25 protein-coding genes and 1 pseudogene are annotated in these 22,747 nt (G+C 72.2%); 13 read left to right on the forward strand and 13 right to left on the reverse strand.

The window, feature by feature from the left end; genetic code table 11:
• Window positions 1-339: 339 nt before the first annotated feature.
• The gene (locus tag LRS74_RS20235) at window positions 340-858 is read left to right on the forward strand and encodes a GtrA family protein (RefSeq protein ID WP_277742311.1); all 519 of its coding nucleotides are present in this window, start codon (window positions 340-342) and stop codon (window positions 856-858) included.
• 74 nt (window positions 859-932) lie between these two features.
• On the opposite strand, the gene LRS74_RS20240 is transcribed toward LRS74_RS20235, so the two are convergent.
• The 4 genes and pseudogenes from LRS74_RS20240 to LRS74_RS20255 form a co-directional block, all read right to left on the reverse strand.
• Window positions 933-1,148 carry a DUF397 domain-containing protein gene (locus LRS74_RS20240; protein WP_277742312.1) on the reverse strand — a complete coding sequence of 72 codons (216 nt, stop codon included), beginning with the start codon at window positions 1,146-1,148 and terminating at the stop codon, window positions 933-935.
• A 39-nt stretch (window positions 1,149-1,187) separates the two neighbouring features.
• Window positions 1,188-1,412 carry a DUF397 domain-containing protein gene (locus LRS74_RS20245; protein ID WP_277742313.1) on the reverse strand — a complete coding sequence of 75 codons (225 nt, stop codon included), beginning with the start codon at window positions 1,410-1,412 and terminating at the stop codon, window positions 1,188-1,190.
• Entirely contained in the window at window positions 1,405-1,638 is a 234-nt protein-coding gene (locus tag LRS74_RS20250) for a DUF397 domain-containing protein (RefSeq protein ID WP_277742314.1), read from the reverse strand. The genes LRS74_RS20245 and LRS74_RS20250 overlap by 8 nt, the downstream gene beginning before the upstream one ends.
• A 31-nt stretch (window positions 1,639-1,669) precedes the next feature.
• Window positions 1,670-2,443, reverse strand: a pseudogene (locus LRS74_RS20255) (helix-turn-helix transcriptional regulator); the annotation flags it as partial.
• 304 nt (window positions 2,444-2,747) lie between these two features.
• On the opposite strand from LRS74_RS20255, the gene LRS74_RS33635 reads away from it, so the two are divergent.
• Together LRS74_RS33635 and LRS74_RS20265 are read left to right on the forward strand one after the other, a co-directional pair.
• Complete coding sequence (locus LRS74_RS33635) at window positions 2,748-3,104, forward strand: hypothetical protein (protein ID WP_347178145.1); 357 nt, start codon at window positions 2,748-2,750, stop codon at window positions 3,102-3,104.
• Complete coding sequence (locus LRS74_RS20265; protein ID WP_277742315.1) at window positions 3,101-3,343, forward strand: hypothetical protein; 243 nt, start codon at window positions 3,101-3,103, stop codon at window positions 3,341-3,343. The genes LRS74_RS33635 and LRS74_RS20265 overlap by 4 nt, the downstream gene beginning before the upstream one ends.
• A gap of 81 nt (window positions 3,344-3,424) precedes the next feature.
• Here LRS74_RS20265 and LRS74_RS20270 read toward each other — a convergent pair whose 3' ends face one another.
• From LRS74_RS20270 to LRS74_RS20280, 3 genes are all read right to left on the reverse strand, one after another.
• On the reverse strand, window positions 3,425-4,174 hold the full coding sequence (locus LRS74_RS20270) for an SDR family NAD(P)-dependent oxidoreductase (protein ID WP_277742316.1): 750 nt from the start codon (window positions 4,172-4,174) through the stop codon (window positions 3,425-3,427).
• 54 nt (window positions 4,175-4,228) lie between these two features.
• On the reverse strand, window positions 4,229-5,242 hold the full coding sequence (locus LRS74_RS20275) for a beta-ketoacyl-ACP synthase 3 (protein ID WP_277742317.1): 1,014 nt from the start codon (window positions 5,240-5,242) through the stop codon (window positions 4,229-4,231).
• Window positions 5,243-5,532: 290 nt separating this feature from the next.
• Window positions 5,533-6,477 (reverse strand): RNA polymerase sigma factor SigF, encoded by a 945-nt coding sequence (locus LRS74_RS20280; protein WP_277742318.1) that lies wholly within the window; start codon window positions 6,475-6,477, stop codon window positions 5,533-5,535.
• Between the two features lie 253 nt (window positions 6,478-6,730).
• On the opposite strand from LRS74_RS20280, the gene LRS74_RS20285 reads away from it, so the two are divergent.
• From LRS74_RS20285 to LRS74_RS20310, 6 genes are all read left to right on the forward strand, one after another.
• On the forward strand, window positions 6,731-7,099 hold the full coding sequence (locus LRS74_RS20285) for an STAS domain-containing protein (protein WP_277742319.1): 369 nt from the start codon (window positions 6,731-6,733) through the stop codon (window positions 7,097-7,099).
• Between the two features lie 163 nt (window positions 7,100-7,262).
• Complete coding sequence (locus tag LRS74_RS20290) at window positions 7,263-7,760, forward strand: ATP-binding protein (RefSeq protein ID WP_144386854.1); 498 nt, start codon at window positions 7,263-7,265, stop codon at window positions 7,758-7,760.
• Between the two features lie 326 nt (window positions 7,761-8,086).
• Window positions 8,087-8,809 carry an LPXTG cell wall anchor domain-containing protein gene (locus tag LRS74_RS20295; protein ID WP_277742320.1) on the forward strand — a complete coding sequence of 241 codons (723 nt, stop codon included), beginning with the start codon at window positions 8,087-8,089 and terminating at the stop codon, window positions 8,807-8,809.
• Window positions 8,810-9,266: 457 nt separating this feature from the next.
• Window positions 9,267-10,373, forward strand: a complete 1,107-nt coding sequence (locus tag LRS74_RS20300; protein WP_277742321.1) for a hypothetical protein — start codon at window positions 9,267-9,269, stop codon at window positions 10,371-10,373.
• Window positions 10,374-10,591: 218 nt separating this feature from the next.
• Window positions 10,592-11,749 (forward strand): hypothetical protein, encoded by a 1,158-nt coding sequence (locus tag LRS74_RS20305; protein ID WP_277744852.1) that lies wholly within the window; start codon window positions 10,592-10,594, stop codon window positions 11,747-11,749.
• 23 nt (window positions 11,750-11,772) lie between these two features.
• Entirely contained in the window at window positions 11,773-13,266 is a 1,494-nt protein-coding gene (locus LRS74_RS20310; RefSeq protein WP_277742322.1) for a hypothetical protein, read from the forward strand.
• Window positions 13,267-13,395: 129 nt separating this feature from the next.
• Here the strand turns inward: LRS74_RS20310 and LRS74_RS20315 are convergent, their stop codons facing one another.
• Window positions 13,396-14,925, reverse strand: coding sequence for an oligopeptide:H+ symporter (locus LRS74_RS20315; protein WP_277742323.1), 1,530 nt, complete (start codon window positions 14,923-14,925; stop codon window positions 13,396-13,398).
• Between the two features lie 290 nt (window positions 14,926-15,215).
• On the opposite strand from LRS74_RS20315, the gene LRS74_RS20320 reads away from it, so the two are divergent.
• Entirely contained in the window at window positions 15,216-15,896 is a 681-nt protein-coding gene (locus tag LRS74_RS20320) for a response regulator transcription factor (RefSeq protein ID WP_277742324.1), read from the forward strand.
• 67 nt (window positions 15,897-15,963) lie between these two features.
• A complete protein-coding gene (locus LRS74_RS20325) occupies window positions 15,964-17,214 on the forward strand; it encodes an ATP-binding protein (protein ID WP_277742325.1) in 1,251 nt (416 codons plus the stop codon).
• Window positions 17,215-17,278: 64 nt separating this feature from the next.
• On the opposite strand, the gene LRS74_RS20330 is transcribed toward LRS74_RS20325, so the two are convergent.
• The 5 genes from LRS74_RS20330 to LRS74_RS20350 all read right to left on the reverse strand — a co-directional run bounded on the left by LRS74_RS20330 (window position 17,279) and on the right by LRS74_RS20350 (window position 20,722).
• The gene (locus LRS74_RS20330) at window positions 17,279-17,791 is read right to left on the reverse strand and encodes a GtrA family protein (protein WP_277742326.1); all 513 of its coding nucleotides are present in this window, start codon (window positions 17,789-17,791) and stop codon (window positions 17,279-17,281) included.
• A 98-nt stretch (window positions 17,792-17,889) separates the two neighbouring features.
• Window positions 17,890-18,294, reverse strand: coding sequence for a hypothetical protein (locus tag LRS74_RS20335; RefSeq protein WP_277742327.1), 405 nt, complete (start codon window positions 18,292-18,294; stop codon window positions 17,890-17,892).
• A gap of 24 nt (window positions 18,295-18,318) precedes the next feature.
• The gene (locus tag LRS74_RS20340; RefSeq protein WP_277742328.1) at window positions 18,319-18,762 is read right to left on the reverse strand and encodes a protease inhibitor I42 family protein; all 444 of its coding nucleotides are present in this window, start codon (window positions 18,760-18,762) and stop codon (window positions 18,319-18,321) included.
• A complete protein-coding gene (locus tag LRS74_RS20345) occupies window positions 18,759-20,336 on the reverse strand; it encodes a peptidoglycan-binding protein (protein ID WP_277742329.1) in 1,578 nt (525 codons plus the stop codon). The genes LRS74_RS20340 and LRS74_RS20345 overlap by 4 nt, the downstream gene beginning before the upstream one ends.
• Window positions 20,333-20,722, reverse strand: a complete 390-nt coding sequence (locus LRS74_RS20350) for a hypothetical protein (RefSeq protein ID WP_277742330.1) — start codon at window positions 20,720-20,722, stop codon at window positions 20,333-20,335. The genes LRS74_RS20345 and LRS74_RS20350 overlap by 4 nt, the downstream gene beginning before the upstream one ends.
• A gap of 198 nt (window positions 20,723-20,920) precedes the next feature.
• Between LRS74_RS20350 and LRS74_RS20355 the strand changes: the two genes are divergently transcribed.
• Window positions 20,921-22,060 carry a 5-(carboxyamino)imidazole ribonucleotide synthase gene (locus tag LRS74_RS20355; protein WP_277742331.1) on the forward strand — a complete coding sequence of 380 codons (1,140 nt, stop codon included), beginning with the start codon at window positions 20,921-20,923 and terminating at the stop codon, window positions 22,058-22,060.
• A complete protein-coding gene (gene purE, locus LRS74_RS20360) occupies window positions 22,057-22,593 on the forward strand; it encodes a 5-(carboxyamino)imidazole ribonucleotide mutase (RefSeq protein WP_277742332.1) in 537 nt (178 codons plus the stop codon). Before LRS74_RS20355 ends, purE begins: the two co-directional genes overlap by 4 nt.
• Window positions 22,594-22,747 lie beyond the last annotated feature (154 nt).

The following is a 22,747-nucleotide window of genomic DNA, read 5'->3' on the forward strand; positions in this document are numbered from 1 at the left end:
CGACAACCTCCAGATCCGTCCCGACGTTCGTCGGTACAGCGATAAGAGGCACGGGCCACCCGAAAGGATTCAGCCCGCGTCCGGATCGCGCCCCCTCATGGTGCTGACCTGCCGCCAGAGGTCGGGGATCGGCCCCGCCGAAGCGGCCGCTGAGCCGCTGACCTGCACCTTCACGGCTCCGCCCCCTGTCGTGGTGCCACTGGCGACGCGGGTGGCGCCATAAATGGATCGCTGTGGCGCCATCGATGTGCCATGATGGTGCCACGGGTGGCGCACCCCTCGGTCTCGCAGGCCGAGGGGTGCGCGTTTGGGGAGTAAGCCATCGGGGGGCGCATCATCATGGGGACAGCACAGAGTCACGAGCCGGCGACGCTCGGCGCCTTCACCGCCTTCGCCCGCTTCGCGCTCTGCGGCGGCGGGGTGGGGATCGCCTCCAGCTTCGCCGTGACGGCCCTCGCCTCCTGGATCCCCTGGGCGCTGGCCAACGCCCTCATCACCGTGGTCTCCACGCTCCTCGCCACCGAGCTGCACGCCCGCTTCACCTTCGGCGCGGGCGGCCGCGCGACCTGGCGCCAGCACGCGCAGTCGGCCGGGTCCGCGGCGGCCGGGTACACGGTGACCTGTGCGGCGATGCTCGTCCTGCACCAACTGGTGGCGGCGCCCGGTGCGATGCTCGAACAGGTCGTCTACCTGACCGCCTCCGCGCTCGCCGGCGTCGCGCGGTTCGCGGTGCTGCGCCTCGTCGTCTTCGCGCGGAACCGCACGCAGACCGCCGCCTCCGTCCGCACCGCCGCTCCCGTGTACGCCGCGGTGGCCCGTACGTCGGCCGACCCCGCGGCACTGTGCCGCGCCGCCTGACTGTTTCGAATGAGCGTGGAGCCCACCCCGCGCCATGCGGGGTGGGCTCCGAGTGGTTCCGGCCGCCGTCGACCTCAGGCGAGGGGCGCGCCTTTCGCGACAGCGGTGACGAACGCCTTCCAGGCGGGGGTGGCGAAGACGAGGGCGGGGCCGTCAGGGTTCTTGCTGTCCCGGACGGGGACGGCGCCGGTAGCAGCGAACTCGGGGGCCCATTCGAGGCAGTTGCCACCGCCGTTGCTGTAGCTGGACTTCACCCATTTCGTGCTGGAGAGGTCTGGCGTGTTGGCCATGAGTGCGCCTCCAATGCGTGCCGGATGTTGCCGGGCGTCTCAGGCGTCGAGAGGTTCGCGTTCCGCGATGGCGGCGAGGAACGCCTTCCATGCCGGTGTGGCGAAGACTAGGGCTGGGCCGTCGGGGTTCTTGCTGTCACGAATAGGGACTCCAGTCGGGTAACTGTCCAACACCTCTACGCAGTTGTCCGGCTCGGAGCTGCTGTAGGACGACTTGCGCCAGCCGACGAGCGTGGCGGCGTCCGGAATGATGCGCTTAGGCATGATGGCAGGGGCCGAAGCGCTCGCCTTCGGCGAGGGCGGTGACGAACGCCTTCCAGGCGGGGGTGGCGAAGACGAGGGCGGGGCCGTCAGGGTTCTTGCTGTCCCGGACGGGGACGGCGCCGGTAGCTGCGAACTCGGGGGCCCATTCGACGCACTGCCCGCCGTTGCCCTGGCTGTAGCTGGACTTCACCCATATCGCGCCGGAGAGGTCTGGGGTGGTGGTCATGGTGGTACGCCTCCAAGACGTGCCGGATGAGGGCGAGGGATTCGTTACGTGGCAGGGCGTCGGCGCGCAGCCGCTCGTAGGCCGCGCGGGCTTCGGCCACCACTGCCGGATTGTCGTCTACCTGCCCCCGTTGATAGGTCTCTTCGTAAAGGATCTCGGTTCCGTCCGGCCGTGTCAGCACATTGAACGAGTCTCCTCCCGACGGGGTGCCCGCGGTGAAGGGGAGGACCTGGATGTCGATGTGCCGCGACTCCGTCGCGGCCAGTAGGTGCCGAAGCTGTCCCCGCATGACCTCGGCGCCGCCTACGCGGGACCACAGGACCGCTTCATGCAGGATCACCCACAGCGACGGCGGCTTCGGCCTGTCGAAGATCTCGCGACGCCGCAAGCGCTCATCCACGCGGGCTTTGATCTGGATGGGCGTCTCGTCCGGGTGTGCGGCCCGAAAGATGGCCTCTGCGTACTCAGGCGTCTGCAGTATGCCCATGACGAACGTGCTGGAGTAGTCGCAGTTGTTCCGCGCCTCGCGCTCCAGTTTCAGGTACGGGATGAACCAGATCGGGTTCCGGCTGTCGGCCGCGCGCTCCCGCAGCCGCGCGTAGATGCCGGTCGTGCCGAACACCTTGTCGCACTGTTCCGCGAACTGCGGAGAGGCCAGTTGGTGCCCCGTCTCGACCTTGCTGACGTAGGGCTGCAAGCAGTACAGCTCGCTCGCCAGTCGCTGCTGTGACCACCCGCGGGATTCCCGGGCGAGTTTGATCTCCCGGCCGAACCAGGAGGCGGCGTCTTCGGGTTCCTCGTTCATGCGTTCAACTCCCCAGCATTCCGGCGAGCTTGGGAATGGCCGGAACGCTGGTCAGCGTACGCCCGCACAGCGACGCTTGCACTACACACAGTCATGACCGCACCAGAAGGTGTGGCAGGAGACGCAAGGACCCCCGCGACGCGCGAACGTCCGGGGGCGTGGCCATCAACCACTAGGAGGTTGACGACGTCATGGACCCTATCCGAACGATCTTCAAGGCGTTGTTGGGTTTGCTACTTCCCGCCTCCGGGCGGCACCGCGCCAGCGGACCCCGACACGCGTACCGGGTGGGGGTGGCGGCCCGATGAGTGAGCAGACGCCACCGGCGCGCGGGCAGGACCGGCCCAGCCTCGAAGAGCTCGCCCGGCGTGGGGACGATCTGGCCGAGCGGGTCCGTAGCCACCTCGGGCCCCGGGGCGGAGCCCGCCGCGCGACGTACAGGTTCCGGGAGTACACCATCGGCCCGGACCGCCGGCCGGAGGCCGAACCGCACTCGTTCAGGATGCAGTGCGCGGCCTGCGGGGAGTCCGGAGAGCCGTACGACAGTGGCGAGGCGGGCACCGAATGGGCCGTGGCGCACCTCAAGGGGCACCCCGGGCACCTCGCCTACCGCGAGATCATCACGCGCCCGTACCGGTTCGAGCCGGGGGTGTGGCTGTGAGCTTGCCGTCATCACGCTGGCGCGTCGAACGTCCCACCGAAGAGGGCGACTTCACGCTGTCGTTCCAGGTCGGCCACGTCGGGAAGCCCGTCACGCTCACGCTCACGATCACCGAGACGGAGCAGCTCCACGCGGCGCTCTGCTACGCCCTGGCCGGGCAGCGGCCGCCCGACGAAGGCGACGTGCCGGAGTGCCGGTTGGAGTACCGACGGGGAGGGCCCGTCGTCCGCTGGCCGTGACGGGCCGCCGTAGGGCGACACAGACCGCCGCCCGCCCCGCGCACCACGGGGCGGGCGGCACCCGCGGGCCGCGTCGCGGGCTCAGATCCCCCCGTCCACGCAGATCGTCTGGCCGGTGAGGTAGCTCGACAGGCCGCTGGCGAGGAAGAGCGCCGCGCCGGCGATCTCGTCCGGGCGGCCGAGGCGGCCGAGGGCGGTCATGGCGCTGTAGCGGGCGGTGAGTTCGGCGCGCCGTTCGGCCGGCAGCGCCTTGGTGTCGTCGCTGTCGATCACACCGGGGGCGATCACGTTGACCCGGATGCCGCGGGGGCCCAGCTCCTTGGCCAGCGAGCGGGTCAGCCCCTCCAGGCCCGCCTTGGCGGCGGTGTAGTGGGCGCGCAACGGGATCCCGGCACGCGCGGCCCGCGAGCCGACGGTGATCACGGAGGCGCCGGCGCCGAGCAGCGGCAGCGCCCCGCGGACCAGCAGATAGGCGGCGGTGAGGCTGGTGTCGAGGATCCGGTGCCACTCCTCGGCCTTCAGCTCGGCGAACGGCACGTGGCTGATCACGCCCGCGTTGTGCACCACCACGTCCAGCCCGCCGAAGCGCTCGCGTGCCTGGCCGAGCAGCCGGTCCACCTGGGCCGGGTCGGTGACGTCGGCCTGGACCAGCAGATGCTCTCCGGGGGCTTCCTTCAGCTCCGCGGCCAGGCGGTCCGCCTGCGGGCTCGGGTCGCGGTGGCAGGCGAGCACCTGCGCCCCCGCGTGGGCGAAGGCCAGGGCCAGGGCGCGGCCGATGCCACGGCTGCCCCCGGTGATCAGGACGTGCTTGCCGGTGAGGTCGAGGTCCATGCTTCCCCCGTCGTGGGTGGGAGGTGTTCCTACGGGTGTGGGGCCGCGGGCCGTTCAGGGCAGCTCCACCACCTGGGCCGCGTAGACCAGCCCCGAGCCGAAGCCGATGAGCAGCGCCGGGTCGCCGGAGCGGGCGGCGCCGGTGGCCAACAGCCGCTCCATGGCCAGCGGGATGGAGGCGGCGGAGGTGTTGCCGCTGTCCGCGATGTCGCGGGCGATCGCGGTGGAGCCGGGCAGGTCGAGGTCCTTGGCGAGGGCCTCGGTGATCAGCAGGTTGGCCTGGTGCGGGATGAAGGCCGCCAGCTCCGCCACGGTGAGCCCGGCGCGGGAGACCGCCGTGCGGCCCACGTCGCCGAGGGTCTCGGTGGCCCAGCGGAAGACCTTCCAGCCGGTCATGGCCAGGTACGGCCAGGGGAGCGCGGCGTCCTCGCGGCGCAGCTCCGGCACCCAGTGGCCGGTCATGGTGATGGCCTCCTGCCGGCTGCCGTCCGCGCCCCACACCGCCGGCCCGATCCCTGTCGTGCCGTCCTCCACCGCGCTGACCACGACCGCCCCGGCGCCGTCCGCGAAGAGGAACGCGGTGGCCGGGTCGTCCTGGTCGACGACGTCGGTCATCCGGTCCGCGCCGATCACCAGCACGTGTTCGGCGTCGCCCGCGCGGACGGTGGTGTCGGCGAGCGCCAGCGCGTGGCAGAAGCCGGCACAGGCCGCCGAGACGTCGAAGGCGGCCGCCCGTAGGGCGCCGAGCCGGTGTGCCACGTCGACCGCGAGCGCCGGCATCTGGGTCAGATGACTGATCGTCGCCACCATCACCGCGTCCACCCGGTCGGCCTCGATCCCGGCGGCTGCCAGCGCCTTCTCGGCGGCGGCCGTCGCCATCGCGGGGAGCGGCTCGTCCGGCCCGGCGAAGCGCCGGGCGAGGATGCCGGAGCGGCTGGCGATCCACTCCTCCGAGACGCCGATCCGCTCCGCGATCGGCGCGTTGCCGACCGTGCGGGCGGGGCGGTAGGCCCCCACGCCGCGGATACGGCTGCCGCGCGGGCCCGCCGGTCGCGTCAGCTGGGACATAGGGCTGCTCCCTCGGTGTGCGCCGGTGCTGTCGTGCGCCGATGCTGGCAACAGCGGATCGTGTGCCGATGGCGCGCCGGACCACTCCCGGACCAGTCGGGCCCCATCGCCACGCCAGCGCGCCGGGAACCCGAACCCCCGCCCCCGTACGCGGATATGGCGACCGCCGGCGCACGGCCGCGCCCAAGCGCACGGCCGCGCACGGGGGTTGATGGCTCGTCGGAGAGCAGACGTAAGGCCCGCCCCGGGGTGCCGGGACGGGCCTTCGACGTCTACGTGCCGCTACTCCGCTACTCCTCGACCAACAGCCCCTTGCGGAGCCGCACCAGGGTGCGGGACAGGAGCCGGGAGACGTGCATCTGGGAGATGCCCAACTCCTCACCGATCTCGGACTGGGTCATGTTCGCCACGAACCGCAGCGAGAGGATCTTCCGGTCGCGCGGCGCCAGATCGGCGATGAGCGGCTTGAGGGACTCGACGTACTCGATGCCCTCCAGGCCGTGGTCCTCGTAGCCGATGCGGTCGGCCAGCGCGCCCTCGGTCTCGTCCTCCTCCGGCTGGGCGTCCAGCGAGCTCGCGGTGTACGCGTTGCTCGCGGCCATGCCCTCGACGACCTCGTCCTCGGCGATGCCGAGCCGTTCGGCCAGTTCGCTCACGGTCGGTGCGCGGTCCAGGGTCTGCGCCAGCTCGTCGCCGGCCTTGGCCAGGTCCAGCCGCAGTTCCTGGAGCCTCCTGGGCACCCGCACGGACCAACTGGTGTCCCGGAAGAACCGCTTGATCTCGCCGATGATGGTCGGCATGGCGAAGGTGGGGAACTCCACACTCCGGCTGAGCTCGAAGCGGTCGATCGCCTTGATCAGGCCGATGGTGCCGACCTGGACGATGTCCTCCATGGGTTCACTGCGGGAGCGGAACCGGGAGGCGGCGAACTTGACCAGCGCCAGGTTGAGTTCGACCAGCGTGTTGCGGACGTACGCGTATTCGTGCGTCCCCTCCTCCAGCGTCTCCAGACGGGCGAAGAGGGTCTTGGACAGGGCCCGCGCGTCCACCGGCCCCACCTCGTCGTAGGGCGGGATCTCCGGCAGGTCCAGGTCGAGGTCCGGCGAGGCGGCCTCGGACGGGACCGGAGCGGGCGGTGTGTGAGTGATGAGGGTTACAGCAGCCTCGGGTGAGGCGGTCGACGGTGCGGTCTCCCGGGGGGAATGGGTCCGCGACTCGTCGAGGTGGGGTGACATGGTGTCTCCTCCATGCGTTCTCGGCATACGGCAGCCGAAGCCATTGCGTCTTCCTGCGGTGAGCGGCGCCTCCAAAGCCGGCTGGGTCGAATGTGTCCCCACTACGCCTACCGGGATTCCCCCGGCGATGGCAAGTCCGCGTTGTCCGTATATGGCGGATCATGCGCGTTGTTCCGCTACCGGACGACGTAGGGAAGGCGTAGTGTTCGATGCGCGCAATCGAAAGCAACGAGACGCCAGAAGAGGTGCGCAGATGGACCGCGGGATGGTCGGCAGCACTAGCAGGGGCCGGCTCCAGGTCGAGGTTCGGCACCACGGGGCGAGCGCGGTCGTGACACCGGCGGGTGAGCTCGATCACCACACCGCCGACCTGCTGCGGGAGCCGCTGGAGCAGTGCGTGGAGGAGGGGCGCGTACGGCTGGTCGTCGACTGCTCACGCCTCGAGTTCTGCGATTCCACCGGCCTCAACGTGCTGCTCGGGGCCCGGCTGAAGGCCGAGGCCAAGGGTGGCGGCGTGCATCTCGCCGGAATGCGCCCCGTCGTCGCCAGGGTGTTCGAGATCACGGGCGCGGACGCCGTCTTTACCGTCCATGAATCTCTGGACGCGGCGCTCACCGAATGATCTGTGAGCCACCCCACCCGTTGCCTCTGTCACATGACCCATCCCGAAGTAGTGGGTGTTCTCACGCTTTGGCCGGGCAGGAGACAGCTGAATCTGTTGAAGACGTCAGATAATTCCTTTGTCCCTGAATCGGTGCATCGTGAATCGGTGAGGTGAAGCGCTGATGAGCACCACCCGGCCGTACCCACCGGGCGAACTCGGCCCGGAGCCGGACGGCGCGGCCGCTTCGGCCACCCCACCAGCCACCCCCACCGGACAGGTCCGCCGGTTGCGGCTGACCGAGGCCAGCGGCGCGGTGCCCCGCGCCCGCGACTTCACGCGGCAGGCGCTGCGCGACTGGGGCTGGCTGCCCGCCGCCACCGCCGATCAGCGGGCGGCCGCCGAGGACGTCCTGCTGGTGGTCTCGGAGCTGGTCACCAACGCCTGCCTGCACGCGGACGGTCCCGAGGAGCTGCGCGTCAGCCACCACGGCAAGGTGCTCCGCCTGGAGGTCGTGGACCTCGGCTCCGGCACCCCCGCGCCCCGCACCCCGCACCGCGCGGGCCGCCCCGGCGGGCACGGCATGTTCATCGTGCAGCGGCTGTGCCTGGACTGGGGCGTCGTCCGGAACGCCGGCGAGGCCGGAAAGACGGTCTGGGCGGAGCTGGCCGGGCCGTCCTAGGCGCTCCGCGGTTCGCGTGCGCGGCCTTCCGGGGGGCTTCCTCCGGCGCCTGTTGGGGGTTTCCTCGGCCTTCTCGGGCTGCCCCGGCCCTTATCGGGGACTTCCTCCGGCCCCTATCGGGCTAGGCCCGGCCCTCCTCGGGCTCGCCTCGGCCGTTCCCGGGGACTTCCTCCGGCCCTTATCGGGCTGGCCCGGCCCTGCTCGGGCTCGCCTCAGCCCTCGCGGGGGTGCCATGGGTCTTCCCTCGTCACGGTCCCCGGCGTACCGTCAGGCTCCCATCTGATGTGCCGTCAGAAAACTGGCGGCCTGACGAGAGGGGAACCGAGGTGTCCCACTCCCCACACCGTGCGCTGGCCGCGGCGGTGGCCGGCGCGGCGGTGCTCCTCACCGCCCCGGCCGCGCACGCCGCCACCGTGGACGTCGACTACCAGTGCAAGACGCCGATCGGCAACAAGGGCGCGGTCTCGCCCATCGACATCAAGAGCACGCCCAGCGGCGCCGGATACCGGCTGACCATGTCCTTCCAGAAGGGCGTCTCCTCCAGCCCGGTCGAGCTGGGCAAGGGGGCGATGAACCCGAGTGCGCTCATCAGGCTGGGCGGCGCGGAGAGCGGCACGATCACGGTCACCGGACCCGCCAACGACCAGTCGATCCCCGCCAACACCCCTATCAAGATCAGCACCTTGACGGGGACCTACACCCCGAAGAAGACCGGGAAGGTCACCTTCACCGCGTCCACCCTCACCATCAAGGCGCTGGGCACCACGACCACCTGCGAGCCCGGAAACCGCCCCAAGCCGTCGCTGACGCTGGAGGTCACGGCCAAGGACGGCTCCGGCGGGACGGGGGGCTCCGGCGGTTCGGGGGGCTCGGGCGGCTCCGCCGACCAGGCCGGCTCCGGCGGCTCCCAGCGCACCCCGGACCGGCTGCCCCAGACCGGGCCGGCCGACTCGATGATCGCACTCGGCACGCTCGGCGGCACGGTCCTGCTCGGCGGGGTGGCGGGGGCGCTCTGGCTGACCCGGCGCCGCCGGCCGGCCGCGCGCTGACGCCGTGTCCGCGAAGGCTGGCCCGCCGCGGCCCTGGGCGGACGGTCCGTTGCCGACCCGGGCGGACGGTCCGTTGCGGCCCCCTGGAGGCGGCCCGCTGCGGCCTCGCGCGGAGGGTCCGCTGCCGCTCCGGGCGGACGGTCTGTTGCGGCCTCCTGGAGACGGTCCGTTGCGGCCCCGGGCGGACGGCTCACTGCCGCCTCGGGTGGACGGTCTGTCGCCGCCTCGGGCGGACGGCCCGTTGCGGCCTCGGGCGGACGGTCCGCTGTGGCCTCTTGGGGACGGCCCGCTGCCGCTTCGGGAGGACGGTCTGTTGCGGCCCTCCGGGGACGGCTCGCTGCGGCCTCGGGTGGACGGTCCGTTGCGGCCTCGGACGGACGGCCCGTTGCGGCCTCGGGCGGACGGCTCACTGCCGCCTCACGCGGACAGTCCGTTGCCGCCTCGCGCGGACGGCCCGTTGCGGCCCTCTGGGGACGGCTCACTGCGGCCCCGGGCGGACGGTCCGCTGCCGCCTCGCGCGGACGGTCCGCGACCGCGCGGAGCCGCCGTAGGGCTCGCGGCCCTGGCGCCGCTCACCGCCCTGATGATGGCCGCCGGTGCGTCGACGGGCGCGCCCCCGGCGGCCGCGGCGGCCGTACGGGGCACGGCGGCACCGACCCTGGGCCCGTCGGCGCCGGCCCTGGGCGCCTCGGCACCGACGCCGGGCACCTCGGCACCGACGCCGGGCGCGGCGGCGCCCGCTGTCGGCACGTCGGGCGGCTGGACCGCCGCGCCCGCGTCCGGCGGGAGTGCGCCGGGTCGGGGCGGCACCCGGCCGTACGTCTACCTGGAGGGCGGCCCCGGAGCCGTCCTGGAAGACGCGCTCATCCTCACCAACCACGGCGACCGGGCCCGCACGATCCGACTGCGCGTCACCGGGCCGGGGCGTGGCTCCGGCGCCGGCCCCGCCTCCGGGGGCTGGCCGGCCCTGGCCGCGCGCGAGGTGCGGCTGCCGCCGCGCACCCGCGCGGAGGTCCCGTTCACGGTGACCGTCCCGGCCGACGCGGCTCCCGGCGACCACTCCGGGGCGGTCCTCGCCTCCGCCGGCGGGCACACGACGGAGGTGCGGTTACGGCTACGGGTCGCCGGCCGGCCGCTGGCGGCGCTCAGCGTCGAGGACGTACGGGTGACGGACCGCGACGGCGGGGGAGCCGTGATCCACTACGCCGTCGTCAACCGCGGCAACACGCCGCTGACTCCACGGCTCGCGCTACGCGCCCGCGGCCTGTTCGGCGAACGGCTGCACCGCGCGGCCCGCGCCCTTCCGGTGACGCTGCGTCCGGGCCAGCGGGCCCGGCTGACCGAGAGCTGGCCGGACGCCCCGACGCTCGACCCGGTGGACGTCCGACTCACGGTCACCGCCCCCGGCGCCGCCCGCGCCACCGCCTCCGCCCGCTACACCCCCGTCCCCGGGGGCACCGTGGCGCTGGGGGCGGTCGCTGCCTGCGGTCTCGCCGGCCTGGCCGTCCGGTTCGCCCGCCGGCGCCGGCGCCGACGCCACCGTCGAGCGGGAGCGGTGACATGACGGCGAGGAGACGCCGCCGACGCGCGGTGCCCGACCCACCGCCCGCGCCACGGCGCTGGACACCCGCGCCGGCGGGCTTACGGCGCGCCCGGCCCGGGGTGCCGCGCGCCGGGTGCGGCTCGCGGTCCGGCTCGCGGTCCGCGCCGCCGGGCCGGACGCCCACCCGGCCGCCCGGCCCGCGGGGGCCGGTACGGCGCGGTGGCGCCCTCGTCGGGGTGCTGCTGGCGCTCCTGGCCACTCTGCTGGTGCCCGTCGAGCGGGCCCGCGCGGACGCCGGGCCGGTCGTGGAGGTGTCGGCGGACGAGGCGGGGGTGGGCGGGGCGGTGACCGTCCGGGGGACGGGCTGGCGGCCGGGTGCGCTGCTCACGCTGCTGATCTGCGGCCAGAACATGATCGGCGGCACCAACACCTGCGCCAACGCCGAGGGCCGCGCGGTCACCGTGGGCGCCGACGGCTCCTTCTCGCGCCGGTTGCCGGTGGCCGAGCCGCCCGCACCCTGCCCCTGTGTCGTCCACGCGGCGACCGTCACCGGGAAACAGGCCGGTGCCCAGGTGGCGTTCACGGTTGCCGGACATCCGGTGAAGCCGCTGCCCCAGGAGGCCGGGCGGGCCCGGCTGCGGGTGCTGGACGTGCGGCTCGACGGGTCGAGTGGGCTGCTGACCTGGTTCGGCGCCCCGGCCCGGCGCACCCTCGTGGTCACCGTCGGCAACCTCGGCACCGCGGCCGCCCGCGACCCGGTGTTCCAACTCGGCACCTCGCACGGCGTCTTCGCGCCCGAGTGGGAGGAGCGGCGTTGGCGCGGCACCATCCCGGCGGGTCGGAAGGCGCAGGTCAGGCTGAGTGTGGAGCTTGCGGCGGGGGCGCACGGCGACTATCTGGTGTCGCTGCGGTACGGGCGGCGGGTGCTGGCCGAACAGCCCTGGACGGTGGGCCGCCCCTGGGGCGTGACGCTCTTCTGGATCCTGTTGGGCTGCGTCGTCCCGGTCGCCGTCTTCCGCGCCGGGATGGCCGTCGTGGACCGCCTCCGGCCGCCGGCCGTCGCCCGCGCTTCCCGAACGGCCGCCGGGGGCACCCCCCGTACCACCGCCGGGGCCGGCGCGCCGGGGCGATCCGCGTTGTCGTGGCGCTCGGCGTGGTCGTGGCGCCGGGCCGCCACGCGCACCGCCGCCACCGACGAGGGAGTCGAGGGCGGCGCGGCGGCCCTGCCCTGGTTCGTCCAGGAACCGGCCCCGCACGCCGAGTCGGGGGACGACGAGCCTCGGAGCGTCGAGGCTCGGGCCACCGAGCCGCCTCGGGCCACCAGACCTCGGGCCGCCGGGTCCGGGCACACATCCGCACCGTCCGACGACCGACCGACCCCGAAGGGAACCACGTGAGTCACGTGAGCAGGGAACGGAGTGTGCGTACGGAACGGAGGACGGGCGCGGCGGCCGTCGCGCTGCTCCTGGGCGGCGCGAGCGTGCTGCTGGGCACGGCCCCCGCACGGGCGGCGCAGGTGTCGTACCAGACCGAGTGCCTCCCGCCGCCGATCTCCGGGCTGCCCCCGGTCCAGGGCACCACGACGGCCGACGTCCAGGCCCCGGCCACCGCCAAGGTCGGCGACGAGGTGGAGGTGGTGTGGAAGACGGTGACGGCCGCCTCGAAGAACCCCGACATCCTCGATCTGGACAAGGACACCGTGCTGCCGACCGGCAAGATCACGGTGGGTGGCGCGCAGAGCGGCGAACTGGCCGTGGAGGGGACCCGGCAGAACCCGCCGATCCCCAAGAACAGCGCGATGGTCCTCTCCGACATGAAGGCCAGGCTGAAGCTGACGGCGGCGGGCGAGGTGACGCTCACGCCGGGCTTCTACAACATCAACGTCAACAAGCCGATCTCCACGGACACCAGGTGCTCGGCGAAGGAGACGGTGCGGCCGGCCGCCACGATCAGGGTGACGGACGGGGGAGGGGGCACCGGCGGTAGCTCGGGCGGCTCCTCGGGCGGTTCCTCCGGGGGCTCGTCGGGCGGTAGCTCGGGTGGCTCGTCCGGTGGCTCGTCCGGTGGCTCCTCGGGCGGCTCGTCCGGCGGCAGCTCCGGTGGGTCCACGAGTGGAGGCGGCGACTCCGGCGGCTCGACGAGCGGCGGCTCCAGCGGCGGGTCGACCGGTGGCTCCTCCGGCGGCTCCACGGGCGGCGGCCAGGACCCCGGCGGCTCCCAGACCGGCAAGGTGATCCAGGTCGACTACGCCTGCAGGACCCCGATCGGCGACAAGCGGGCGATCTCCCCGGTCCGCATCGACGCCAAGAAGAACGGCGGCGCCTTCGACCTCACCGTGAACTTCGCCAAGTCCGTCATGGACAGCCCGGCGGACATCCCGGCCGGCGCCGTGAAGCCCTCGATGGCCGTCGCGGTCGGCGGCGCGGACAAGGGCACGGTCGCGGTGGCGGGCCCGCCGAACAAGGACCCGATCAAGGCCGGGGAGCCGATCGCGATCCCCGATCTGACCGGACCGTACAAGCCCGGTGCCAGCGGCAAGGCGACGCTGACCCCCGGCGTGCTGACGATCAAGGCGCTCGGCACCACCACGACCTGCACCCCGGCCAAGCCGCCGGGCGTCTCGCTGGAGCTGGACACCACGGCCCAGCCGGGCGGCACCACCGGCGGCGGCAGCTCCGGCGGGACCAGCGGCGGGACCGCGGGCGGCGGGACCAGCGGCGGCACCGGCGGTGGCACGGCCGGAGGCACGGCCGGCTCGGCATCCGGGAGCGGCGCCGCCGGCGGGCTCGCCGACACCGGCGCCGGCGACCACGGCGGCCTCAAGGCGCTCGGCCTGATCGCCGGCACCACCATCCTGCTCGGCGCCGCCGTGTTCACCTTCACGCCCTGGCGCCGGCTGCGCGGCCGAGGCTGACCCGTAGCCCCAGCCGTACTCGTAGCCCCAGAAATCCGTATCGACGGACACAGGTGACGAACACAGGCGAGGGAAACGCGAAGGGCCCAGCGCGATCGCTCGCGCCGGGCCCTTCGACTCGGGGTCACATCACTTGACGTCGCCCATGAGCTCGATGATCTTCCTGCGGTACATCCACACCGCGAAGCCGGCCAGTACCGCCAGCGCCGCCTCCGTCGCGACGACGCCCGTGCTGCTCAGGTCGACGTGCGCGATGCCGAGCAGGCCCGTGGTGCAGTCACCCGCGGTGACGGCGAGGAACCAGACACCCATCATCTGGCTGGAGTACTTCTGCGGCGCCATCTTGGTGGTCACCGAGAGGCCGACCGGGGAGAGGCACAGCTCACCCATGGTCTGGATCATGTAGATCGAGATCAGCCACAGCGGGCTCACCTTGTCGCCGTCCGACGCCATCAGCATGGGGATGACGAAGACGAAGAACGAGGCGCCGATGGCGAGCAGGGCCATGGCGAACTTGACCGTGGTGTTGGGCTCGCGGTTGCGGCGGGCCAGCGCCAGCCACATCCAGGCGAAGACCGGGGCCAGCGCCATCACCCAGAGCGGGTTGACCGACTGGAACCACGTCGACGGGAAGTGGATGCCGAAGACGTTGTCGACGGTCTTGGTGTCGGCGAAGGCGGCCATGGTCGAGCCACCCTGGTCGTAGATCATCCAGAAGATGGCCGCCGCCACGAAGAACCAGATGTAGCCGCTGACCTTGCTCTGCTCGACGTCGGTCAGCTCGCGGTCCCGCTTGATGCGGAACAGCACCGCGGCCGGGATGATCAGACCCGCGACGGTGATCGGGATCAGCGCCCAGTTCAGGTGCCAGTTGCCGGTGACACCGACCGTGGTGTAGACCACAGCGGCGATGCCCAGCCAGATCAGGCCCTTGCGCAGCCACGTCGCGCGCTCCTCGGCCGGCAGCGGGTTGGCGACCAGGCTGCTCTTGGGGTCGAGGTGGCGCGATCCGATCAGGAACTGGGCCAGACCCAGCGCCATGCCGAGCGCGGCGAGCGCGAAGCCCAGGTGCCAGTTGACCTTCTGGCCGACGGTGCCGATCACCAGCGGGGCGGCGAAGGCACCGATGTTGATGCCCATGTAGAAGATCGTGAAGCCGCCGTCACGGCGCGGGTCCTGCGGACCCTCGTAGAGCTGGCCGACCATCGTGGAGATGTTGGCCTTCAGCAGACCGGAGCCGATGGCGACCAGCGCCAGGCCGGCGAAGAACGACGCCTCGCCGGGGAGGGCGAGGGTCAGGTGGCCCACCATGATCACGGAGGCCGCGATGGCGACCGTCTTGCGCGGGCCCCAGACCCGGTCGCCGAACCAGCCGCCGGGCATGGCGAGCAGGTACACCATGGCCACGTAGACCGAGTAGATGGCGATGGCGTTGCCCTCGGGCATCGCCAACCCGCCGCCCTGGCTGCCTTCCTTGGCGTCCGGGCCGCCGGCCAGCAGATAGAGCACGAGCAGGGCGCGCATGCCGTAGTAGGAGAAGCGCTCCCACATCTCGGTCATGAACAGAGTGGCCAGTCCGCGGGGGTGGCCGAAGAAGGTCTTGGTGCCGGACGGCGGATTGCCCCGTCCCGCGCCGTCCTTCGTCAGGCTGGACGCCATCGTGATTCCTTTGGTCGTATCCCTCTGCTCGGGGCTGGTTGAGCGTGGGCCAGCCCGGGCATAAAGAGACCCTCGGCGCGTCGCGCGAGCCAAGGGCCGTGGGTGGTGCTACAGACGTCCCGTCACGATACGCCACACACCGGGCATCGCGGCGGCGCTTGAGAGAAAGATCACGGGCCTCCGGCGCAACTATTCGGCCCCGATCCGGCAACGGCCCGGCCATCCCGTCGGCTCCAAGGGGCCTCCCCGGGGCAGCCCGCGACCGCACGTCAGCGGACTACCATCACCCCATGACCCGAGTACTGCTCGCCGAGGATGACGCGTCCATCTCGGAGCCGCTCGCGCGCGCCCTGCGCCGCGAGGGATACGAGGTCGAGGTGCGGGAGGACGGACCCACAGCGCTCGACGCCGGGCTGCAAGGGGGTGTCGATCTCCTCGTCCTCGACCTGGGTCTGCCGGGCATGGACGGCCTGGAGGTGTGCCGCCGGCTGCGCACCGAGGGCCACACTTTCCCCGTGCTGGTGCTCACGGCTCGCGCCGACGAGGTTGACACCGTTGTCGGCCTCGACGCGGGCGCCGACGACTACGTCACCAAGCCCTTCCGGCTGGCCGAGCTGCTGGCCCGGGTGCGGGCCCTGCTGCGGCGCGGCGCGGTCGAGAACCCGCACCAGCCGCCGGCCACCCACGGCGTGCGGATCGACGTGGAGTCGCACCGCGCCTGGATGGGCGACGAGGAGCTGCAGCTCACCGCCAAGGAGTTCGACCTGCTGCGGGTGCTGGTGCGGGACGCGGGCCGGGTGGTCACCCGCGACCAGCTGATGCGCGAGGTCTGGGACACCACCTGGTGGTCCTCGACCAAGACGCTCGACATGCACATCTCCTGGCTGCGTAAGAAGCTCGGCGACGACGCCGCCAACCCGCGCTACATCGCCACCGTGCGGGGCGTCGGCTTCCGGTTCGAGAAGAGTTGAGACTTCCGGTTCCAGAGGCCGTTCCGGAAGAGTCGAGACAAGCCCACCCGAGAAGAGCCCACCCCTCGTGCGTCGCCGCCTGATCAACTCCACGCTCGCCGTGGTGCTCGTCGTCATCGCCGTCTTCGGCGTGTCCCTGGTGCTGGTGGAGACCCGCACCATCGAGGAGAGCGCTCGGGAGAGCGTCGACTCCGACGCCGTACGCCTGGTCAGCATCGTCGACAGCCGGCTGGTCGGCGGCGAGGGGCTGAGCCAGCGGGCGCTGCGGGAGCAGATCGAGACCGGCCGGTACGCCCGGATCGAGATCCCCGGCCGCAAGCCGATCGAGGTCGGGGAGCGGCCGAGCGGCAGCGTCATCCGGGCCTCCCGGGTCGGCGCGCAGCGGGAGCGGGTGACCGTGGAGGCCTCCCGCTCGACCGTGAGCAAGGAGGTCGGCCGCACCCTGCTGATCATTCTCTCGGTCGCGCTGCTGGCCGTGCTGGCCGCCGTCTTCCTGGCCATCCGGCAGGCGCGCCGGCTCTCCGCGCCGCTGACCGACCTCGCCGAGACCGCCGAGCGACTGGGCTCGGGCGACCCGCGGCCGCGGCACCGGCGCTACGGGGTGCCGGAGCTGGACCGGGTGGCCGATGTGCTGGACTCCAGCGCCGAGCGGATCGCCCGGATGCTCACCGCCGAGCGCCGGCTGGCCGCCGACGCCTCGCACCAGCTCCGCACGCCGCTGACCGCGCTGTCCATGCGGCTGGAGGAGATCACGCTCACCGACGACCTGGATACGGTCAAGGAGGAGGCGATGATCGCGCTCGCGCAGGTGGAGCGGCTCACGGACGTGGTGCAGCGGCTGCTGACGAACTCGCGCGACCCGCGCACCGGCTCCGCCATCGCCTTCGACCTCGACGAGATCGTCAAGCAGCAGATCGAGGAGTGGCGCCCCGCCTCGCGCAGCGAGGGCCGCGCCATCGTCCGCTCCGGCAAGCAGGGGCTGCGCGCGGTCGGCACCCCGGGAGCGGTGGCCCAGGTCCTGGCAACGTTGATCGAGAACTCGCTGATGCACGGCGACGGCACGGTCGCGCTGCGCACCCGGGTGGCCGGGAACCAGGCCGTGGTGGAGGTCTCCGACGAGGGCCCGGGGGTGCCGCCGGACCTCGGCTCACGGGTGTTCGAGCGGGCCGTCAGCGGCCGGAACTCCACCGGCCTCGGCCTCGCCGTCGCCCGTGACCTCGCCGAGGCGGACGGCGGTCGACTGGAGCTGCTCCAGCCGCACCCGCCGATCTTCGCGCTGTTCCTGAGCCGGGAGATGACGGAGGAGCCGGGGGACTAGGAGACCGCGGCGGCCGGTCTCGGCCGAGCCGCGGTGGAGGCCCCCGCCCGGCTGCTTCCCGTGACTACTTCCTGGCGCCCTGCGGCCGGTCCTCGGGCCGGGAGTCGGCGAGGAAGGACTCGGCGGTCTCCACGGCCTCGCGGGCCGGCATGGTCCGGAACACCCACGTCCGGTACGACCAGAACCGGAAGAGGGTGGCGATGCCGATGCCGACGAACTTGAAGACGTTGCTCTGTAGTCGGCTGTCCCAGCCGAAGCCGTACGTCGCGGCGTAGAGCACACCGTTCTCGATCACCAGGCCGACCGCGCTGAACAGCAGGAAGAGCGAGAGCTCCTTGGTGCGACCGCTCTTGTCCCGGTCGCGGTAGGCGAAGTAGCGGAAGCCCACGTAGTTGAAGACGATCGCGACCACGGTCGCGATGATGCTGGCCCGCACCACCTGCAGCTCGGTGTGGTTACGGATCAGGTTGAACGCGCCGAGGTTGACGAGGACGCCGACACCGCCGACGGCGCCGAACTTGGCGACCTCGCGAGCGAGCTGCTCCACCTGCGTGCGCAGAGAGCGCCGTTCACTCATGGTGATGGATCAGCCCCGTCCGATCGGCGTTGACAACACAGTCATGCTAACCAGCCCTCCGGGGGGCCGCCCGCGGGTGTCGGCAATACGGGTGTCCTTCAGCGCTCCTCGGCGCGGCCCGGACCACTTCTGTGCTGTGCCCGCACCGCGAGGATCACGGCGGCCGCCTCCAGCCAGCGGGCCACGGACTCGTCGGCTTCCGGCCCTCGGGCCACCGCCGAGGCGGTCGTCAGCCACTCCTGGGCGATGGCGGCCGCCTCCCCCGGCAGGGGCTCCGGCAGCTCGGTCGCCCGCGGCAGCCCCCCGCGCCGCACCACCTCGGCGAGGAAGTTCAGCGCCCGCGGCCACACCCCCAGCTCCTCCACGACCAGCGCGGCCGCCACCGCGCCGTCCCCGAAGAGGGCGACGCGATGCGCGCCGCCGAGGGTGAGGCCGTAGCGGAGCATCAGCGGGATGTCGAGGGCGCGCAGCTCCTCGTCGGTCATGGGGGGCTCGTCGGTCATGGGTTCTCTCTTCCCGGGGGTGGGTCAGCGGACGGTGACGTGGAAGGTGAGGTTTTCGGCGCCGTCGCCCTCGGGCTCCGCCGACGGGGTCCCGCACCGCATGCAGTGCAGCAGTTTGATCTCCGTCGAGCCGGCGTCCCTCGCCTGGAACCGCAGGCGCAGGGTGCCGCCGGCTCCGACGCGGTCGGAGGCGTCCCCCTCATAGTCCTCGCCGAGCGCCTTGACGACCCCGCGGGCGGGCGCCGGCTGGTCGATGATCCACTTGAAGCCGGTGGTGGGGTTGGCGTCCACCTTGATGGTGAAGGTCTCACCGGGGGAGACCTCGACGGCGGTGTCGCGCGCGCCGTAGACGCGCTCGGCGCGCTCGGCGTCGGTGCCCCAGAGAGTCCGAGCTCCGAAGTACCCCGCCACGGCGACGGCGACGGCGAGGAGGACGAGGCCGGCGGCGCGCGCTGGTCGAAGGTTCACCACTTCCACCACGGCTTCGGCTTGGGGTCTCCCGCGTTCGGCAGCTGCACGGCTTCGGCGTTCGGCAGGGTGTCGTCCGAGGCGCCCTGCATGTGGTTGTTGATGAAGTCGTCCTCGCTCACCCACGTGGTGTGGCCCCAGGGGTTGTAGACCTGGAGCTTGTCTCCTTCGTGGCCGATGATCACCAACTCGTGACCGTACTTCGGTCCCCGGACGATGATCGGGACCGGCTTCCCCTCGTCCACCGCCGAATGGATCGCGGGAAGGATGTTGCGGCGGTCCTCGGCGTTCTCGAGGTCGCGCGTCTCGTACGACCCGCCGATGTGGGGGCTGACCTCCTCCTTGGCCACCTGTCGGCTCTCGCTGTCGGTCATGCCCTCGCCGTCCCCTTCGCGCTTGTCGTACACACGCTCCTGCTCGTCGTGCAGTCGCTCGATGAACGCGTTGGGGTTGTCGTACTTGGGATCACCGGGGTGCCCGCCCGAGGTGATCTCCAGGGCGTAGAGCGGGTCGACCATGGCGCGTGCCGTGACGGTCGAGGACGCCACGCAGGTCGGGCCCTTCTGCTCCCACTCCTTGGCCTGGCCGCCGCCCCAGTTGAAAGCCACCTTCTGGCTGTCGTCGCCGTACTTCTTCGTGTCGCCGGGGCGGTTCACGACAGGCGTCAGGTGCTGCTGGAGCCAGTTGGGATCGTCGCCGAAGGGGTGGATCTTCTTGCCGAACTCCTGGACCTCCTTCAGGCTGTAGCCGGCGGCCAGGCTCTTCATCAGATAGGCCCGCTCCTCCGGGGACTTGGCCTGGGAGAGCAGCGTGTTGAAGGCGCGCTCGTCCTCCTTGTTCATCCGCTCCATGCGGTCGGAGGCGCGGCGCAGGTCGTTCGCGCTGAGGATCTCGTTCAGCTCGGGGTCGCCGCCGGGGACCGAGGCGTCGGCGAGGACGAGGCGGTCGGCGTCGGTGAGGTCTCCGGTACCGGCCTTGACCGCGCGGGCGTCGGAGGCCAACTTGTCGAGCTCGCGGACGGCCCGCCGGCTGGCCTCCTCGGCCTGGCCGGCCGCTCTGATCAGCTGCCCGAGGCCGTCGTTGGTCGCGGTGTGCGCCTCGGTGAGGGTCTCCTCGTCGGGGGCTTTGCCGCTCTTGCTCGCCAGCAGCTTGTGGGCGTGGTGCAGCGCGGTGACGCCGAACTCGTGGGTGGACTGGGCCTCCCTGATGCCCTCGGAGAGCAGCAGCAACTCCTTGCTCGCCGCGAGGAACTTGGGGCCGATCCGGCCGGCGAGGCGGTGGGCGGCGCCGATGACGTCCTGGGCCGCCTCGCTCGCCTTGCCGACCCAGACCTCCGGCAGCGCGCCGACGTAGACCGCCTCCACGTCCGTGGAGACCGTCTCCACCTCGTCCGCCGCGGTCCGGTAGGCCTTGGCCTTGCCCGCGACGAAGTCGGGGTTGCCGGAGGGCCCGGGGACCTCCAACGCCTTGCAGATGGCGGCGTTCAGCTTCAGATAGCCGAAGATGCCGAACGGGAGGGAGGAGATGTCCTTCTGTATGTCCTCGAACCGCTTCTTCGCGCTCTTGTCCGTCATCGCCGCCCGTCCCCCGAGATGCCGTCCAGGTACGCGTTCCGGGTGCCCCGCAGGTCGTCCGCGACACCCTTGTTGTGCGTTCCGAAGGCGTTGGCGCTGGTCCCGATCTTCGCGTGGAGCTCGCGCAGCGCCCCGGCGAGAGTGGCGCACTCGCCGTTCCAGGCGCCGGCGAAGGAGGTGAAGGAGAGGCCCGCCCCGTACTCGCCGAACTGGGTGGCGGTGAAGAGGTCGGCGGCGATGCCACCGAGTGGATCCCAGCCCCCGCCGCTTCCGCCCCCGAGCGACTTCGTGACCGCGTCGAGGTCGCCCGCTGCTCTGGTCAACCGGTCGCTCGCACTGAGCGTCTCGCCCTTCTGGATGCCGAAATCGGAGCCGTTCAGCGACACCAGATCCTCCCCCTGAGCCTTGAGTGACGATTTTCCGCCAAGATCACGCGGGCCCGCAGCCTACCGTCTGGCTGACCGGACGCCGTCAAGACGGAGCGGCGAGCGCCCGGGTGTGCGGGGGCCAGGTCATCGGCGTGAATATGGATGATCGTCCAAAGGTGGGCGGGCGCCGGTGCCGCGGGCGTTTACCCTGGGGTGGTGACTTTCCCGGTAGTCGGCATGGTCGGCGGCGGCCAGCTCGCGCGCATGACCCACGAGGCGGGCATCCCCCTCGGCATCAAGTTCAAGCTGCTCAGCGACACTCCGCAGGACTCGGCGGCGCAGGTGGTCAGCGAGGTCGTCATCGGCGACTACCGCGACCTGGAGACACTTCGTGCTTTCGCACAAGGCTGCGATGTGATCACCTTCGATCACGAGCACGTCCCGGCCGAGCACCTGCGGGCCCTGGAGGCGGACGGCGTCGTCATCCGCCCCGGCGTCGAGGCGCTGCTGCACGCCCAGGACAAGGGCGTCATGCGGGACCGGCTCAGCGAGATCGGCATCTCCTGCCCCCGCTACCGCATCGTGGCGGACCCCGCGGACGTCGTCCGGTTCGCGGAGGAGGGCGACGGGTTCCCCGTCGTCCTCAAGACCGTGCGCGGCGGCTACGACGGCAAGGGCGTCTGGGTCGTCCGGAATGTGGATGAGGCCGCCGAGCCCTTCCGCGCCGGCGTGCCCGTCCTCGCCGAGGAGAAGGTCGACTTCGTCCGCGAGCTGGCGGCCAACGTGGTGCGGTCCCCGCACGGGCAGGCCGTCGCCTACCCCGTCGTGGAGTCGATCCAGGTCGACGGCGTCTGCGACACGGTGATCGCCCCCGCCCCCGGGCTCTCCGAGGCCCGCTCCGCCGAGGCCCAGCGGATGGCGCTGCGCATCGCCAAGGAGCTGGGCGTCGTGGGCCACCTGGCCGTCGAGCTGTTCGAGACCCGAGACGGCCGGATCCTCGTCAACGAGCTGGCCATGCGCCCGCACAACTCCGGACACTGGACCCAGGACGGGGCCGTGACCTCGCAGTTCGCCAACCATGTGCGCGCGGTGCTGGACCTGCCGCTCGGCGACCCGCGCCCCCGCGCCCGGTGGACCGTGATGGCCAACGTCCTCGGCGGCGACTACCCCGACATGTACGCGGCCTACCTGCACTGCATGGCCCGCGACCCGGGACTCAAAATCCACATGTATGGCAAGGATGTGAAGCCGGGTCGTAAGGTCGGCCACGTCAATACCCACGGCGACGACCTGGCCGAGGTGCGCGAGCGCGCCCGGCACGCCGCCGACTACCTCCGAGGGACCATCACCGAATGACTCACTCCGCCACCGGCCCCGTCGTCGGCATCGTCATGGGCTCCGACTCCGACTGGCCCGTCATGGAGGCCGCGGCCAAGGCCCTCGAGGAGTTCGAGGTGGCGTACGAGGTCGACGTGGTCTCCGCGCACCGCATGCCGCGCGAGATGGTCGCGTACGGGGAGAACGCCGCCTCCCGTGGCCTGAAGGTGATCATCGCGGGCGCGGGTGGCGCGGCGCACCTCCCCGGCATGCTGGCCTCGGTCACCCCGCTGCCGGTGATCGGCGTGCCGGTCCCGCTGAAGTACCTGGACGGCATGGACTCGCTGCTGTCCATCGTCCAGATGCCGGCCGGGGTCCCGGTCGCCACGGTCTCCGTCGGCGGCGCCCGCAACGCCGGGCTGCTGGCAGCCCGCATCCTGGCGACGCACGACGCCGAACTGATGGAGCGGATGCGGCACTTCCAGGAGGAGCTCAACGAGCAGGCCACCGAGAAGGGCAAGCGGCTGCGCGCGAAGGTGGACGGCGCGGGGAAGTTCGGCTTCGGCAAGTAGCCACGGGCCGGCGGGCATCCGGGGCCGCGCCCCGGGCCCCCTTACCGGGCCGGGGCCTCGTCCCCGGGCCCCGTACCGGCCTCCGCCGGCCCTCGCGCCGGCCCGGTACCCCCGGCCCTTCGAGGCGTGACTTCGGCGGGGGCGCGTACGAGGA

Source organism: Streptomyces sp. LX-29 (assembly GCF_029541745.1).
In the GTDB taxonomy this organism is placed as follows: domain Bacteria; phylum Actinomycetota; class Actinomycetes; order Streptomycetales; family Streptomycetaceae; genus Streptomyces.